This is a genomic window from Streptomyces sp. NBC_00009, assembly GCF_045040855.1.
Lineage (GTDB): Bacteria > Actinomycetota > Actinomycetes > Streptomycetales > Streptomycetaceae > Streptomyces > Streptomyces aureus.
Window position 1 is genome coordinate 252,563 of the sequence record NZ_CP108312.1, and the last position, 15,854, is coordinate 268,416.

Consider the following 15,854-nt stretch of genomic DNA (forward strand, 5'->3'; position numbering starts at 1 on the left):
GGATCAGGCCTCGGCGCGCGTGTAACCCGGTGCGGAAGCGGCAGCCCCGCACCCTTCCCCGGGCCCGGCCGCTCCCCTTGCCGGTGCGCGGTGCCGGATCGCTTGGCGTCCAAGTCGACCCAGGGCGGCGTGCGCAGCCACCTGAGCAGCGGGATTCATGGTTCGCCTGCATAGATCCCTCCCAGGACCTTATGGGTGATGTTCAACGGTGCGTCGATCTTGACGAAGAACGCCTTGATGGCCTCGACACCGTGAATGTGTGCGGTGCCGAAGTGCATGTCGGTGTCCTCGGTCAGTGGCGCGAAGCCCTCATCGAAGTTCAGGGTGTCGATGGCTTCCATGAACTTCAGGACCCAGTCGGGTACGGCAGTCGCGTGTGCGCTGTCTGTCATGGTGGTGGTCTCCTGATCAGGCCGCGATGGGCAGGGCGGCGAGGAACGCGTCGATTTCGGCGTTGACGGCCTCGGGGTTCTCACGCGCGGCGAGGTGGGCGGTGTGCTGGAGCACGCGGAAGGTGCTGCCCTCGATGGCATCGGCCATCTTCCGCACCACGTGCACGCCACGAGAACCGGGGTCTCGGGTTCGTGCGACGCCACGTAAGCCTCACCGTCCGACAGCCACGAATGACGCCCCGTCAGATCTGTGGTTGTCCCCACCGCAGTCAGCCAAAGCCGGCGACGGTGCTGGTCATGCTGGCGGACGCATCGTTCTGGGACACTCTCGTGGTCGACGTGGTGGCGAAAGGCCGGGCGGTGCGGCATGTCCTGACCGCTGTCGCTGCTCGGTCCGGGTGCACGACTCCTACCAGCGCAGACTGAGGGATCTCCCGCCCTGAGGGCAGAGCGTCATGATCCACCTGACGGTCTGGCGTCTCGTCTCCGGTACGGCCGACTGCCCGCGCCGCACGTTGGCCAAGCCCTACGCGCAGTTCACCAACCGGCTCAACCACGTCCTGGAGCATCTCGGGCTCGCGCTCGCCGGACGGGCCGGCGCCCGGCTGACTGACCAACTGGTCTTCCACACAGGGCGGATGACCCTGCTGCGCAGAGTCATGGGGCCTACACGGCGCCATGGCCTCGGGAGCGTCCGACCCGCAGATCGCCTACGCTCAGTCGAAGACGGCTACTTTCCCTGAGCGCCAGTTGAGCACCGGCTGAACGCGAGTTGTGGCACTCGCCCCCGGAGCGAAAGACCCCGGGGGCGCGTCGCGCCGTACGTGAGTCAGGCCTTGCGGGTTACGGGGCGGTGCCCCACACGAGCTGGCCGCCGGAGTAGACGCCGATCTTCGGTGCGTCCGTGTACGAGCTCGCGGTCCCGTGGCTGTAGTCGTCGGCCTCGTTGAAGTTCGACCAGTCGGCCCGGTGCAACCGCAACTGGATGTCACCCGTCGAGGCACCCGCGGCGAGCGTGCCGCCGGTGACATTGACCTTCAGGTAGCGACTGGCCCCGGTCGTCGTGCCGTTCGTCGACACCGAGTGGGTGAGGTTCGAGCAGCCGATCTGCGCCCAGTCACACCACGTCGTGTACGAGGAAGCCGAGTCGTCGAACCAGTAGCGGATCTCGACATCCTTCAAACTCTGCGCACTGCTCCCAGTATTGACCAACTGCAGGTTCATCCCGATGGCGTTGTCCGTCAGACTCGTATCGCTCGTCTTGTACTGCACCTTCAGGTTGCCGGTACCAGTCCCACCGCCCGAAGTCGTCGTGCCGGCGACCTGGGCGGACTGGGCCGAGGCGTTCCCGGCGGCGTCCCGCGCCCGCACCTTGTACTGGTAGGTGGTGGAGGCGGTCAGACCGCTGTCGGTGTACGTCGTGCCGCCGGTGGAGCCGACGATGGTCCCGTTGCGGTACACGTCGTACGACGCGACGCCCACGTTGTCCGTCGAGGCGGTCCAGGACAGCGACACCGACGACGAGGTGGCGCCCGTCGTCTTCAGCCCCGCCGGGACGCTCGGCGCCTCGGTGTCGGTGCCCGGGTCGCCGCCGCCGTTCAGCGGCGGGTAGGCGTTGGTCAGCAGCATCTGGAACTGTGCGGAGAACCAGCGGCCGGCCAGCGGGGCGTTGGCCATGGCGCCCGTCGGGTTGTTGCCGTTGCGTGCGTTGCCCCCGTACGTCGGGTCGCACATCCGGTCGAAGCCCTTGCCCTCGTCGTTGTCGATGGGCTCGCTGTTGCCGTCCGACTCGCCCGGGGGCTTGGCCCACACGTACGCGTCGATGCCCGGCTCGGGCGCGGTCTGCGGGCGTTCGCCGACTCCGGCGCCCTGCTGGTTGCACCAGTTGCCGGTGTGGATGCGACGGTCGATGCGGCCGCCGTCGACGTAGGCGTCGACGGAGGTCTGCGGGCCGGGTCCGATGGGCCGTGCGGTACCGCCCCAGCCGTTGCGGGCGGTGTCGATGAGCATGCCGAGGCCGGAGTTGAAGCCGCCGCGGCTGACCAGGCGCTCACGCAGCGCCTGGGCGAAGCCCAGCTCGTCGACGTAGTAGTTCCAGTCGACCCACTTGGACTGGCGCACGGTGGTGCCGTTCACCGAGTCGGTGACCTTGAAGTTCGGCTCGTGCAGCGCACCGTAGTTGGCGGTGTTGACGATGAAGCCGGCGACGTCGTCGACCGTCGCGCCCTCGGTGGTGGCGGCGATCTTGAACTCGTCGACGGCCGGGTCGAAGTTCGTGTCCCAGCCGAGCCAGCCGTGGTGGCCCGCGTCGATGTAGTTGTAGACGTTGGGGATGTCGCCGAGCTTGTTCAGCGCGTAGCCCACGCCGTGCTCGTACGACCCCAGCTCCTTCACGTGCCGGCAGGCGTCCGTGGCGCCGGCCGCGCTGCCCGCGTTGGTGACCATGTTGGGCAGCGAGTCCGGCTCGATCAGCGCGGAGATCCGCATGGCGGCGTACTTCGGGTCGGCGAGGATCGCCGCGATCGGGTCGATGTACTCCGACTTGTAGCGGCTGAGTTCCTCCGCCTTCAGCTCGCCGTTGGAAGCGAGCGCCGAGCAGTCGCGGCCCGGCAGGTCGTAGATGACGACCTGGAAGAGCGTGGCGCCCTGGGTCAGCGCGGTGTCGAGGTGGGCGCGCAGGCCGCGGCCGTTGGAGGTGCCGGTGATCGCGGCGATCCGGTCCATCCACACGAAGCTGGGCTCGTCGGCGATGACGGAGCCGCCGGGCTCGGCCTTCGCCTTGGCGGACCAGTCGGGGTTGACGTACGGCTTGGCGCCCACGTAGGGGTTGTCGACGCGGGCCGCCGCGGCCGCCGAGGCGGGCGCGGCCGGCAGTGCGACGCTGAGCGCGGCGCCCATGGCGAGCGCCGGCAGCAGCGCCGCGAGCCTCCTGAAGCGGCTCCTGCGTCTGAGGTGCGTGGTGGTGTTCATCGCGGCTCTGGTGCTCCTCTCGAATAGGGGTGTGCGGAGGTACGGCCCGGTGGCGGGAGGCAGCGGGAAGGATTCCCGCCACCGGGTGTCTGGGGGGTGGATCAGGGCGCGGTGCCCCACAGGAGTTGGCCGCCGGAGTAGACGCCGATCTTCGGTGCGTCCGTGTACGAGCTCGCGGTCCCGTGGCTGTAGTCGTCGGCCTCGTTGAAGTTCGACCAGTCGGCCCGGTGCAACCGCAACTGGATGTCACCTGTCGAAGCGCCCGCGGCCAGCGAGCCACCGGTGACATTGACCTTCAGGTAGCGATTGGCCCCGGTCGTCGTGCCGTTCGTCGACACCGAATGGGTCAGATTCGAGCAACCGATCTGCGCCCAGTCACACCACGTCGTGTACGAGGAAGCAGAGTCGTCGAACCAGTAGCGGATCTCGACATCCTTCAGACTCTGCGCACTGGACCCGGTGTTCACCAACTGCAGGTTCATCCAGATGGCGTTGTCCGTCAGACTCGTATCGCTCGTCTTGTACTGCACCTTCAGGTTGCCGGTGCCCGTCCCCCCGCCCGGCGCGGTGGTGACGCTCACCGGACCGGCGGGCGACGAGGCGTTCCCGGCCGCGTCCAGGGCGCGCACGGTGTAGCTGTACGCGGTGGACGGCGTCAGCCCCGTGTCGGTGTACGTCGTGCCGCCGGTGGAGCCGACGCGCGTGCTGCCGCGGTAGATGTCGTACGCCGTGACGCCGACGTCGTCCGTGGCGGGATCCCAGGCCAGCGAGGCGGACGACGAACTCGATCCGGTGGACCGCAGGTTGCGGGGCGCGGTCGGCGGCGTGGTGTCCCCGCCGCCTCCCTGGTCCTTACTGGCGTCGAACGAGAAGGAGTTCACCCCCAGCCCCTGGCCGCCCTGCCAGATCTCGAAGCCGGCCTCGGCGTCGATCAAGTAGTGCGCGGGGTTGATCTGGCCGCGTGCGGTGGCATCGTCGACGAGGCGCTTCACGTCGAGGTCGGTCACCGCGGTGGCGCCGCCCTGCAGCACGTACGAGACGACCTTCCACCCGGAGGCGCCGGGTCCGGTCCACACGTCCCAGGTCCGGCCGTCCAGGGTGACCGTGGCCGTGCGGGAGCCGATGGGCTGGACGCCGCCGCGGTGGTTGATCCAGATCATCAACTCGGTGCCGTCCGGCTGGTCGTCGGTGGTGGGCGTGGAGTTGAACCAAAGGTCGTATGCGGCGTCCCAGACGCCGGAGGCGACCTGCGCGGTGTCGAACGTCGACCGGGCGCTGCCCAGCTCGCTCACCCGGATCGGCAGGCCGCTGTTCGTGGTGCACGCGCCCCAGTGGCAGCCCTTGTAGCTGGACGGGTAGGTGGCGGGCGGTCCCGCCGTGGTCAGGGAGAAGATCGCCTCGGTCACCTTCCAGGCGCCGGTCGCGGTGTCCACGCTGACGCACTGGCGGGCCGAGGAGTTCCACTCGTTCTGCTGGTACGTGTACGCGCCGCCCTGCATCTCGGTGGTGCCCCACTGGGTGCAGTCGGTGACCGACGCGGCCGCCGCCGGGCCCGCGCCGGTGAACAGCGCGAGCCCGGCGAGCAGGATGCCCGCGGCGGTGGCGGCGACGGCGCCGCGCAGGTGTCGTCCTGTCACGGCGCCGTCCCCCAGACGAGCTCGCCGCCGACATACGCGGTGATCTTGGAGGCGTCCGCGAAGGACGTATTCGTACCGCGGCTGTAGTCGTCGGCCTCGTTGAAGTTCGACCAGTCGCTCTTGTGCACGCGCAGCTGTATCTCGCCGGAGTCGCCGCCCGCGGCGACGCTGCCCGCGCCGGCGCTGAAGCCGACCTCCAGGTAGTGGTCCGCGCCGGTCTTCGGGCTGCTCAAGGCGACCACCCGGTGGGTGATGTTGGCGGCCCCGAGCATCGCCCAGTCGCACCAGGTGCTGTACGTGGACGGGCCGCCGTCTCCGGTGAAGTAGTAGCGCACGGTCACCGTGGACAGGCTGAGCGCGCCGCCGCCGGTGTTGCCGACCTTCAGGGACATACGGATGGCGTTGTCGGTGGCGTTGGAGTCGGTGCTCTTGTACTGGACCTTGGCCCCGCCCGTGCCGCCGCCCGCCTTGGTGGTGCCGGTGACCTCGGCGGACAGTGCGGAGGCGTTGCCCGCCGCGTCGCGGGCGGCGACCCGGTAGTGGTAGGCGGTGGCGGCGGAGAGCCCGGTGTCGGTGTAGGTCGTCGCGGTCGGGGTGCCGACCGGGGTGCCGTCGCGGTAGACGTCGTATGCCGCCACGCCCGTGTCGTCGGTGGACGCCGTCCAGCTCAGCGACACGCTGGTAGCGGTCGTCGCCGTCACCGTCAGGCCGGTCGGGACGGTCGGCGCGGTGGTGTCGCTGCCGCCGCCGGGTCCGCCCTCGTCACCGAGGAGCTCGGCGTACGAGGCGAAGGAGAGCGCCAGCGCGGCCTGCGCCCAGAAGCGGTGGTAGGTGAAGACCGGCGGGGCGCCGCCGTCGAGGTACGTCTGCACCTTCGACCAGCCCGGCTCCTGCTTGAGCCACGGCCGCATCCCGATGAAGGTCGTTCCGGTACCCAGCTTCACGCCCTGCGGGGAGGTGCCGGACCAGCCCGCCGGGAAGTACACCGGGTCGTCGAAGCGGTCGTAGTCGCGGCGGGTCTCGGGGACGGCGATGCCCTTGGTGTCCGCGTGCCCGGCCATGGCGTCGAGCAGGGACTTGGCGAGTCCGGCGGCGTCGGCGTCCCCGGACTTCGCGGAGTAGTAGATCAGCGTCATGGCCAGCGCCGCGCCCACGCCGACGTCGTCGCTGTAGTCGACGACCGACACGTGCAGGCCGGTGTTGGCGCCCGGGCTCGCGGAGTTCCAGGTGTCGGGTGCGCCGGTCCAGCCCAGGGTGGAGGGGAAGCGGTAACTGCCGTCGGAACCGACGGTGGTCTGCTCGGAGGCCCAGGCCACCCACTTGTCGAGGACGGCCTTGGCGGTCGCGTTGTTGGTGACGTAGTAGTACTGGGCGACGCGCTCCATGCACCACACCTGGAAGCCGAACCAGTTGTTGCTCGGCGGGTCGTGGTAGACGGGCTGCCAGTCGTACGCCATGCCGTAGAAGGTCGGTGTGCCGGCCGGCGGGGTGCCGTACTGGCCGTCCCAGCTGTTGGAGCAGCCTCCGGCGAGCGCGCCCTCGGCGGACTGCAGCCAGCGCAGGAACTCCAGCTGCCGGGTGAGCGACTTCTGCCAATCGCCCTTCGCTGTCGGCGACTTGGGGGTGAGGGCGGGGATGGTGGACAGCGCCCAGGCGGCGAGGGGGTTCTGATAGCCCTGGTGCGCGATGCCGTCGCCGATGCGCCAGGCCCAGCCGCCCCCGGTGCCGGCGGAACCGCCCCAGGCGTAGTACCAGGACAGCAGGTAGTGCTGCGCGTCGCGGCCGGAGGCGGGCTGGCAGCCGGTGGGGCTGGTGCAGTTGCCGATTTTCTTGAAGTACTTGTCGAACATCGCGTAGCGCAGGTAGTCGCCCATCTTCGCGGCCTTGGCCACGGAGGCGGAGACCTGGCTCGCCTTGCCCTGCGCCGTCGCCCACGTCAGCGCCCAGTACGCGGCCTGCACGGCGCGCGCGTCGGCGTCGGGGGCGTTGGTGTACTTCCACTGCTTCGCGTACGAGGCGTCCTTGACGAAGAGGTCGAGGTAGCCGTTGGGGCCGCCGTACTTGAAGAGGTCGGTGCTGGGCTGCGGAATGGTCTCCCAGACGGACTCCTGCGCGCCGCGCTGGTAGCTGTTGACGAAGGACGCCATCTTGCCGGGGCCGAGCTCGTCGCCGGTGCCGGGCTTGTTGCCGAAGCCGTAGACGTTGTCGAGGTCCATCAGCCAGTGCATGCCGTAGACGTCCATCGTCCCGTACGCGGAGGCGAGTTCGGTGGCGATGGGGTCGGCGCCGACGGAGACGGACGAGTCCATCTGGGACGGGTAGCTGGTGACCTGCGGGTGCTCGGGCGCGTAAGTGGCGGGCTTGGAGGAGGTGTACGAGTCGTTCGTGGGCTGGTCGTTGTGCGGCGGGATGATCGAGGCCTCGGCGACCTCCCACGACTTGTTGAACGGGGCCCAGTCACCGGTGACCCGGCCGTACGCCGCCTCCAGCCAGATCCAGAAGCTGAACGCCTCCGAGGTCGTCTGGTGGCCGTGGTCGGGGGCCTCGACGATCAGGGTCTCGGCGCAGTGGTAGGGGATGCCGTCCGGGCTGAAGTAGCCGCTGGCCGGGTTCTTGATCTTGTTGTACTGGGTGAGGAAGGCTTCCGTGTAGGGGCCGTTGGCGGCGGCGGCCGCCTGTGCGGCGGAGCCGACCGGGGCCTCGGCGGCCCGGGCGAGCGCCTGCCCGGCACCGAGGGCGACGAGGGCGCCGCCGGCCACGCCGACGAAGGACCGCCGGGAGAGTAATGCTGATCTTTCGGGCAGTTCGGGGTGTGCGGACACAGGTCCTCCAAGAGGGGGTGCGGGTGGGAGGGGTGGAGGTGCACGGTCCGGGCGGGCGGGGCCTGCCGCCCGGACCGTCCTTCAGGGGGCCGTGCCGTAAGCCGTCTGACCGTCGAGCTGGACGGTGATCTTCGGTGCGTCCGCGAAGGACGTGTTCGTGCCGCGGCTGTAGTCGTCGGCCTCGCTGAAGTTCGACCAGTCGCTCTTGTTGAACCGCAGTTGCGCCTCGCCGCTCGAGGCCCCGGGGGCGAGGCTGCCCGCCGTGGCGGCGAAGCCCACCTCCAGGTAGTGGTCGGCGCCGGCCGCCGGGCCGCTCATCGCGACTACCCGGTGCGTGAGCGCCCCGCAGCCGAGCACCGCCCAGTCGCACCACGTGCTGTACGTCGAGGCGCCGGACTCGCCGCTGAAGTAGTAGCGGACGGTCACCTTGGAGAGATCGACGGCCGAGTCGCCGGTGTTGACCAACTGCAGCCCGGGCTTGATGGAGTTGTCACCGGCGGACTGGTCGTTGTTCTTGTACTGCACTTTCAGGGCGCCACCGCCCGTCCTCGCCGGCTGCGTCGTGGCATTCACAGGAGCGGACTGCGCCGAGACGTTCCCGGCGGCGTCGCGGGCCCGCACCGTGTAGGCGTACGCGGTGGAAGCGGCGAGCCCGCTGTCGGTGAAGGACGTGCCGGAGGCCGTCCCCACCTTCGTGCCGTCGCGGAAGACGTCGTACCCGGTGACGCCGGTGTCGTCGGTGGCGGCGTTCCACGCCAGGGAGACGGAGGCCGAGGTCGTGCCGGTCACCCGCAGCCCTGAGGGCACGCTCGGGGCCTGGGTGTCGACCGCGCCGGTCTCGCCGAGGGCCTTGCGGATCGCGTCCATGACGACGGGCTTGGGCTGCAGGTTCCCGTCCCACGGGAGGGCCGAGCCCTCGCCGTTGAAGACGCCGGGGATCCAGGAGTACTTGTCGGTGTAGTCCCAGACGGTGATCCCGACGCACCGGTTGACGGCCAGGCAGGCCTCGGTGACCCGGCGGTAGTAGTCGGCCTGGGTGGCCTCCTTCGCCGTGTCCTTCGGCAGCTGCATCCGCACGTCGAGTTCGGTGACGGCCACGTCGAGGCCGAGGTCGGCGAAGCGCTGCATGTTCTGCTGCATCTGGTTCGGGAAGCCGTACTGGATCGCCAGATGCGCCTGCAGCCCGACGCCGTCGAGCGGCACGCCGGCGGCCTTCAGATCGCGGGCCAGTGCGTAGAGGGCGTCGCTCTTCGCGCCGAGCCCCTCGACGTTGTAGTCGTTGATATACAGCTTGGCGTCGGGGTCGGCGGCCCGGGCGGCGCGCAGGGCGTAGGCGATGAAGTCCTTGCCCATGGCGTTGTAGAACGGCGAGGTGCGGAAGCTGCCGTCCTCGTTGAAGGGCTCGTTGACGACGTCCCAGGCGAACACCTTGCCGCGGTAGTGACCGGCCACGTTGGCGATGTGGTTCTCCATGGCGGGGCGCACCTGCGCGACGGGCAACTGCCCCACCCAGTCGGGCAGTTGGTTGTGCCACACCAGCGTGTGGCCGCGGACGCTCTGGCCGTGCGCCTGGGCGAAGTTCACGACCTGGTCGCCGCCCGCGAAGCTGAACTGCCCCTGGGTGCGCTCGGTGCTGTCCCACTTCATGGAGTTGCCGGGGGTGATCGGCCCGAACTGGGAACCCAGGATCTGGGTGTACGGGGCGTCGGACAGCTCCCCGTTGTCGGTCGCCGAGCCGAAGTACTTGCCCTTGGCGTCAGCGAGTTGATGCAGCGTCAGCGGCTCGGCCGCGGACGCCGGCGACGGCGTGACCCCCATCGCCGCCATCGCGAGGGCGAGGGTGGCGATCAGGGCGGCGATGCTCCGAGACGCCCGTCTTCGGGCGGGGGGTATGGGCGCCAGCGTCATGCTGGTTCCTCTCTCCGAATGCGGGAGGGGGACGCTCGGGCGTCACCGAAGCCCTGTGACCGGGGTCCCGCCGGTCACGGCGCGCCGTTCCCTCCCCCGCGGCTCTAGTGGGGAGATGGTGCAAGCCTTGAAGTCGTGGGAGCGCTCCCAAATTGCTGTAGCGCGGTGCACCTGTCAAGAGGTGAGCCGAAACTTGCGTGTTATCTGGCGGCATTGTCGACGGCCCGGGCGTTGCGGACGTCAGCCCTCCGCCAACACGTGAAGCCCCGGACTATGCCTTGCCGTCATGTACTGAAACCGGCATGAGGCGAACTCGCGGACTACGACTCGCCGCTGTCGACGTGTTCCTTCAGCCAGCGCTCGGTCGTGCTGATGTGCAGCAGGGCGGCGGCTTGGCTGAGGGATGCGTCGCGCGTGGCCAACGCGGCGTAGATGGCCTCGTGTTCGGCGAGGGTGCGCTCCGAGGCCTGCGCGTCGACGAGGCCCCGCCAGACGCGTGCGCGCAGGGTGCGACCCGAGACGCCCTCCAGGAGCGTGAGCAGTGCGTCGTTCCCGGCAGCCGAGATCACGGCGCGGTGGAAGGCCGCGTCGTGGGAATTGAGCTCCTCCGCGTCCTCGCGCGCCTCGCGCATGGCATCCAAGTGGCCCCGCACATCGGCCAGTTAGGCGTCGGAGATCCGGGTGGCGGCGAGTGCGGTGGCCGCCGGTTCCAGGAGACGGCGGACCTCCATCAGGTCGAGGAGCGCCGCCGGATCGCTCTGCAGGAGTCCCACCGCTCCCCCCAGACCCTCGAACAGCAGGGTCGGCTGCAGACTGGTGACGTACGTCCCGTCGCCGCGCCGCACTTCGAGGACCCGGGCGACAGCCAGCGTCTTGACCGCCTCGCGCGCGAGGTTGCGGGACAGGCCCAGCTGGGCGGCGAGTTCGGGCTCGGGCGGCAGTTTCGTCCCCGGTGGCAGCGCACCGGTGCGGATCAGCTCGCGGATCTGCTGATGGCCTTGTCGGTCAGCGACACCCTGCGCTCCTCCAGCCCCCGGAGGCCGTCGGGGACACTTGGGCGTGCCCGGGGTGACGCTGATGATACTGGGGTGGCTGCGGCGAGAGGAGATCGCTGCGGCCCGGCCCGGAGCAGGATTGCGCGCCGCGGGCCAGGCCGACCGTGGATTGATCAGGTGCAGGCCTTCCCGTTGAGAGTGAAGGCCGTGGGCGCGGGATTGGTCCCGCTGGACGTCCCCTGGACTCCGAAGCTCACTGTCGCGCCGGGTGCGATCGTCCGGTTCCAGTCGGTGCCGCGGGCGACGACTGCCGTGCCGTTCTGGGTGACGGTCGCGTTCCAGGCGCTCGTGACGCGCTGCCCGGCCCCGTAGGCCCAGCCCAGCTGCCACCCGTCCACGGCGGTCGTGCCCGTGTTCTTGGCGGTGACCGTCGCGGTGAAGCCCGTGTTCCACACGCTGTCGGTCTTGTACGTCACCGTGCAGGCACCGGTGGGCTGTTCGCCGGTGGAGGTCCGCTCGGCGGCGTAGGCGGCGAGCCAGGCAAGCGGGGCGTTCCAGTTGACCGCCACCTCGTTGGTGGAGTACGAGCCGATGTCGTCGATGTAGCAGGCGGCGGGCGCGCAGCCGGCCAACTTCTCCTCCGCCACCGGGTCCTGGAGGCCGCTGTTGGGCCCGCCCGCCAGCGATCCCGCCGGAGGATGGGGCAACGAGGCGTCCAACTGGTGGGCCCAGAAGCGGTGATGCTGGTTCTGCGAGGACGTCTCGCCATAGCCGGACACGTAGGACTGGCCGAGGGCGTTGCGGCCGAGGAGGTAGTCCATCGTCTCCAGCGCGCCGGTGCGGTAGCGCTCGTTTCCGGTCAACTCTCCGGCGACGGCCAGGACGATCGCGTCGCCCGCGACCTCGCCGTTGGAGCCCCAGAAGTAGCCGTCCGCCGGTACGGGCACCGCGTAGCCCTGGGCGGCCATGCGGGACAGGTAGCCGTCGGCGGCCGCCGTCACCGAGGCCCGGACCCGGTCCCGGTCGGCTGCGGGCAGGCCGTTGGGGACGGTGGCCAGGGTGAGCCGGCCGAGTGCGGCCGTGTCCGCCCAGCCGAATCCGTAGGCGGAGAAGGCAGTTGAGGAGGTGTGCCAGGTGGAGTCGGTGACCGCGTCCCGGTAGCCGCTCTCGCCGGTCGTGGCGTACAGCTCGGCCGCCGCCCAGTAGAACTCGTCGGTGACCGTGGTGTCGCCGTAGGCGCCGCCGCCGGTGCTGTCCGAATCCGGCGCGTACAGTGCCGGGTTGGCGCGGGCCGCCGTCCAGGCTCGCCGCGCGGCCGACAGACAGCGGTCGGCGAACGCGGCGTCGTAGGAGCGGTAGACCCGGGCGCACTGCGCCGCGGCCGCCGCGAGGTTGAGGGTCGCCGCCGTCGAGGGACGGTGCAGCTCGCGGGGCTGGGGGTCCTGGTCGGGGCGCAGCGGCATGCCGGTCCAGGCCGCGTCGTGGATCTTGTGGAACGCCATGCCCGCGTACGGCTTGCCCTCGGGCACCTGCATCCGCATCAGGAAGTCGAGCTCCCAGCGCGCCTCGTCCAGCACGTCGGGTACGCCGTTGCCGCGCTCGGGGACCTTCAGGGAGGAGTCGCCGAGCGCCGCGTCCTTGCCCGCGCGCTTGGCCCGCTCGAAGGAGTTGACCATCAGCCAGGTCGAAATGCCGCCGTTCACCACGTACTTGCCGTGGTCGCCCGCGTCGTACCAGCCGCCCCTGACGTCCTGGGTGTAGTCGCACACGCCGGCCTGGCACGGGACGGAGGTGTCGCCCTTGTTGGGCGCGACGCCGAGGTGTCCGGCGGGGCGCGCGTAGGCGGAGCCCACCAGGGAGGCGTCGATGGGTATGCCGCTGCGCTGGTGGTAGAAGAACGCCATGGCGTCGGAGCGCAGGCCGTCGTACAGGTTCGCGCGGAGGTCGAAGGGCACGCTGCTGCTGCCGTCCACCGTCAGGACGTATCCCGATCCTGACCCCTGGAACGAGGAGAAGTCGGCCACTTGGACGGACTGCCCGGAGGGGGCGTCCGCCCCGCGCGGGACGGTCGCACCGGAGGCGACCGCCGTCCCTGACGCGTCGCGCAACTGCCAGGTGAGCGGCTGCGTCGCCGTGGTGACCACGGTGGCGCGCTTGGGGCCGTCCGGCAGATAGCCGACCTGGTTGACGCGCACGGCCGTGGTCGCCGCCGCATCGGAGACGGCGGCGGCCGCGGTGGGCGTGGCGAGGAGGCCGCCGACGAGGAGGGAACTCGTCAGCAGGGTGGCTGCGAGGCGTCTGGGGCGGGGTAACGAAGCAACGGTGGGCATGAGCGGCTCCTATGTCGATGCTGGTCAGCAGAGGGAGTTGGGCTGGGTGAAGCGGGCCCGTTGGGCAGGGGGAACTGGAACGCCGGGTGGTCAGAGGTCGGCGCCGATGTCGGGCGTGCTCAGGCGAGGGCGGTCGTGGCCGGGCTCGGCGCTCGGTTTGGGAGCGCTCCCAATCGCCGGTATCCCGAACGTTGATCGATGGATCGAAGAACCGAGGGGGACAGTAACGACGCGCACAACAGTCGTCAACTGATGTGCACGCCACGGGAGTTGCCGGTGTCGACGCGGCAGTAATCCGCGTTCGAAAGAGTTTCAGACAATCCTTCCCACCGAACGCGTCGCCATGCTGTCTCAAAGTGACCGCTCCCCCGCATCGCTCTCGACACGTACACCAAGTAGGCCTGCATGCAGGGCATTTGATGCACTGCAGAGAGAGGTCGTGGATCAAAAGTTTCGCCCTTCACGCCGAAACAGTTGACAGCCCACGAGCCCGGCACCAACCTGTCGACGTCGACAAGCCCCGTCCCTGTCCCCACCTCAGGCCGCAGGAGCACCCGCATGAGAACTCGACCAGGAACCACGCGACCCCACCGGTCGTCACCCTCCCTCATAGCGAAACTGGCCGTCGTCGCGACACTGGGCGCATGCACCCTCGCCGTCGACACCGGCGCCTCGGCACAGGCCGCCGCCTGCACCGGCTACGTCGGGCTGACCTTCGACGACGGCCCGTCCGGCAGCACCCCGGCGCTGCTCGACACGCTCCGGCAGAACGGGCTGCGCGCCACGATGTTCAACGAGGGGCAGTACGCCGCCGCGAATCCGTCCCTGGTACGCGCACAGGTCGCCGCCGGCATGTGGGTCGGCAACCACAGCTACACCCACCCCCACCTCACCCAACTCGGCCAGGCACAGATCGACTCCGAGCTCTCCCGGACCCAGCAGGCCATCGCCAACGCGGGCGGTGGCACGCCCCGGCTGTTCCGCCCTCCGTACGGCGAGACCAACGCGACGGTGAGGAACGTCGAGGCCAAGTACGGCCTGACCGAGATCATTTGGGATGTCGACTCGCAGGACTGGAACGGCGCCAGTACCGATGCCATCGTGCAAGCGGCGGCACGGCTCACGAGTGGCCAGATCATCCTCATGCACGACTGGGCCGCCAACACGCGCGCCGCGATCCCGCGCATCGCGCAGGGCCTGGCGGCCAAGGGGCTGTGCGCCGGCATGATCTCCCCGCAGACCGGACGTGCGGTGGCGCCGACCGGTTGACACCACGGCTCTCCCACTCGGTGCGTTGAGCACCGGGCGGGAGGGCCGTGGCGTGGCGCCTGGCTCCGCAGCTCCTGTCAGCTCTTGTCAGCTCTTGTCAGCTACGCAGACTCCACTGCTGGTTCGCTCCGCCCGAGCAGCTCCACAGTTGGATCTTCGTTCCGTTGGCGGTGTTCGCGCCGACGGCATCAAGGCACAGCCCCGACTGCACTCCTGTGATCGTGCCGTTGGCGTTGATGTTCCACTGCTGGTTGGTCTGCCCGTTGCAGTCCCAGATCACCGCCGCGGTACCGTTGGCGGCCCCCCTCCCGGAGGCGTCCAGGCACTTGTTGCCGTAGACCATGAGTTGCTTGCTGTCGGTGTAGGCCCACCGCTGGTTGGTGCCACCGTTGCAGTCCCACAATTGTGCCTGGGTGCCGTTGGTCGTGGTGGAGTTGTCGATGTCGACGCAGCGGCCGGACTGCCGGCCCACGATCTGTCGGCCGGTGGGCGGGGGCTGGGTCGACGAGTCGAACTGGGTGAAGAACTTCCACACCTCTCCCGACGTCCAGGTGCGCCAGCCGCCGCCCCCGTCGAGGGGCCGGGGTCGTGCCCGCCGTCGAACGCGGCCCATACGACGGGGTGCCCGGACGTGCACCCCGAGTAGGCGGTGACGATGTGTGTCCGGCTGCCGGACGACGGCTCGGGTGGGTTATGCGCGGTGCAGCCGTTGTTCCGTACGAACGTGTCGCGCAGCGCCCGTCCCGAAGAGATGGGCAGGACGTTGTCACTGATGCCGTGGAGCCCCATGTACGCGATGGGTTGAGTGCCGCCGCTGCAGCCGCTGAGGTTCGCGCCGGAGTAGACCGCGACCGCGCGGAAGACCGTCGCACGGGAGCAGGCCAGGGCGTACGTCATCGCCCCGCCGTAGCTGAAGCCCCCGGCGTACAGCTGCGCCGTGTCGACGCACAGGCCCGTCTCGATCTGCCGGACCAGGTCGTCGACGAAGGTCACGTCCTGACCGCCGGAATTGGCCCAGCCGTTGTTGATGCCCTGGGGCGCCACGAAGATCGTGCCGTTGTTCGCGCTGTCCGCCAGCCGCCTCAGGCCGTAGTAGGACCAGTTGTACCCGTCGGTTCCGCCCGAGTCGACGTCGTTGGCGGTGCCGCCCACCCAGTGGAATCCGAAGACCAGCCGGTAGGGGCGGTTGTTGTCGTAGTTCGCCCGGACCCAGAGGATGTAGCTGCGGTTCTGGCCGCTGCTCGAGATCATATGCGTACCCGCTGGTCAGCGTCGGGGCCGCATCCGGGAGTCGCCGCGGCGGCACCGGCACTTGTGGACGGCGACGGCGTGCTTGCGTCGGCGTGCCGCCCCTCCCCCGAGGCCGCCTGCGAGCCGACCCACCAACTGGCACCTGAAGTTCGACTACGTCTTCCTGCGCGGCATCGCCCCGCTCACACAGCGGGTGCATCCAAGCCCATACTCGGACCATCACCTGACGCAAGCCGATCTAAGTGGGCGTTAAGCCCCATCTTCGTCGGTTAGTGATCGC

General features: G+C 69.6%; 9 protein-coding genes and 2 pseudogenes. 2 read left to right on the forward strand and 9 right to left on the reverse strand.

From position 1 onward, the window contains the following. Positions 1-155 precede the first annotated feature (155 nt). On the reverse strand, positions 156-392 hold the full coding sequence (locus tag OHA58_RS01170) for a hypothetical protein (RefSeq protein WP_405475367.1): 237 nt from the start codon (positions 390-392) through the stop codon (positions 156-158). A 16-nt stretch (positions 393-408) separates the two neighbouring features. Then, the gene (locus OHA58_RS01175; RefSeq protein ID WP_405475369.1) at positions 409-540 is read right to left on the reverse strand and encodes an alpha/beta fold hydrolase; all 132 of its coding nucleotides are present in this window, start codon (positions 538-540) and stop codon (positions 409-411) included. Positions 541-847: 307 nt separating this feature from the next. Between OHA58_RS01175 and OHA58_RS01180 the strand changes: the two genes are divergently transcribed. Further along, on the forward strand, positions 848-1,135 hold the full coding sequence (locus OHA58_RS01180; protein ID WP_405475372.1) for a hypothetical protein: 288 nt from the start codon (positions 848-850) through the stop codon (positions 1,133-1,135). Between the two features lie 100 nt (positions 1,136-1,235). On the opposite strand, the gene OHA58_RS01185 is transcribed toward OHA58_RS01180, so the two are convergent. The 6 genes and pseudogenes from OHA58_RS01185 to OHA58_RS01210 form a co-directional block, all read right to left on the reverse strand. After that, on the reverse strand, positions 1,236-3,362 hold the full coding sequence (locus tag OHA58_RS01185; protein ID WP_405475375.1) for a glycoside hydrolase family 6 protein: 2,127 nt from the start codon (positions 3,360-3,362) through the stop codon (positions 1,236-1,238). Positions 3,363-3,463: 101 nt separating this feature from the next. Then, entirely contained in the window at positions 3,464-4,999 is a 1,536-nt protein-coding gene (locus tag OHA58_RS01190; protein ID WP_405475377.1) for a GH12 family glycosyl hydrolase domain-containing protein, read from the reverse strand. Next, positions 4,996-7,758, reverse strand: a complete 2,763-nt coding sequence (locus OHA58_RS01195; protein ID WP_405475379.1) for a glycoside hydrolase family 48 protein — start codon at positions 7,756-7,758, stop codon at positions 4,996-4,998. Before OHA58_RS01195 ends, OHA58_RS01190 begins: the two co-directional genes overlap by 4 nt. 144 nt (positions 7,759-7,902) lie before the next feature. Continuing rightward, complete coding sequence (locus tag OHA58_RS01200; RefSeq protein WP_405475381.1) at positions 7,903-9,729, reverse strand: endo-1,4-beta-xylanase; 1,827 nt, start codon at positions 9,727-9,729, stop codon at positions 7,903-7,905. A gap of 320 nt (positions 9,730-10,049) precedes the next feature. Further along, a pseudogene (locus OHA58_RS01205) lies at positions 10,050-10,744 on the reverse strand (FadR/GntR family transcriptional regulator). 153 nt (positions 10,745-10,897) lie between these two features. Further along, the gene (locus tag OHA58_RS01210) at positions 10,898-13,054 is read right to left on the reverse strand and encodes a glycoside hydrolase family 9 protein (protein WP_405475384.1); all 2,157 of its coding nucleotides are present in this window, start codon (positions 13,052-13,054) and stop codon (positions 10,898-10,900) included. 558 nt (positions 13,055-13,612) lie between these two features. Here OHA58_RS01210 and OHA58_RS01215 point away from each other — a divergent pair. Beyond that, the gene (locus OHA58_RS01215; RefSeq protein WP_405475387.1) at positions 13,613-14,323 is read left to right on the forward strand and encodes a polysaccharide deacetylase family protein; all 711 of its coding nucleotides are present in this window, start codon (positions 13,613-13,615) and stop codon (positions 14,321-14,323) included. Between the two features lie 97 nt (positions 14,324-14,420). On the opposite strand, the pseudogene OHA58_RS01220 reads toward OHA58_RS01215, so the two are convergent. Continuing rightward, positions 14,421-15,654, reverse strand: a pseudogene (locus OHA58_RS01220) (ricin-type beta-trefoil lectin domain protein); the annotation flags it as partial. Positions 15,655-15,854 lie beyond the last annotated feature (200 nt).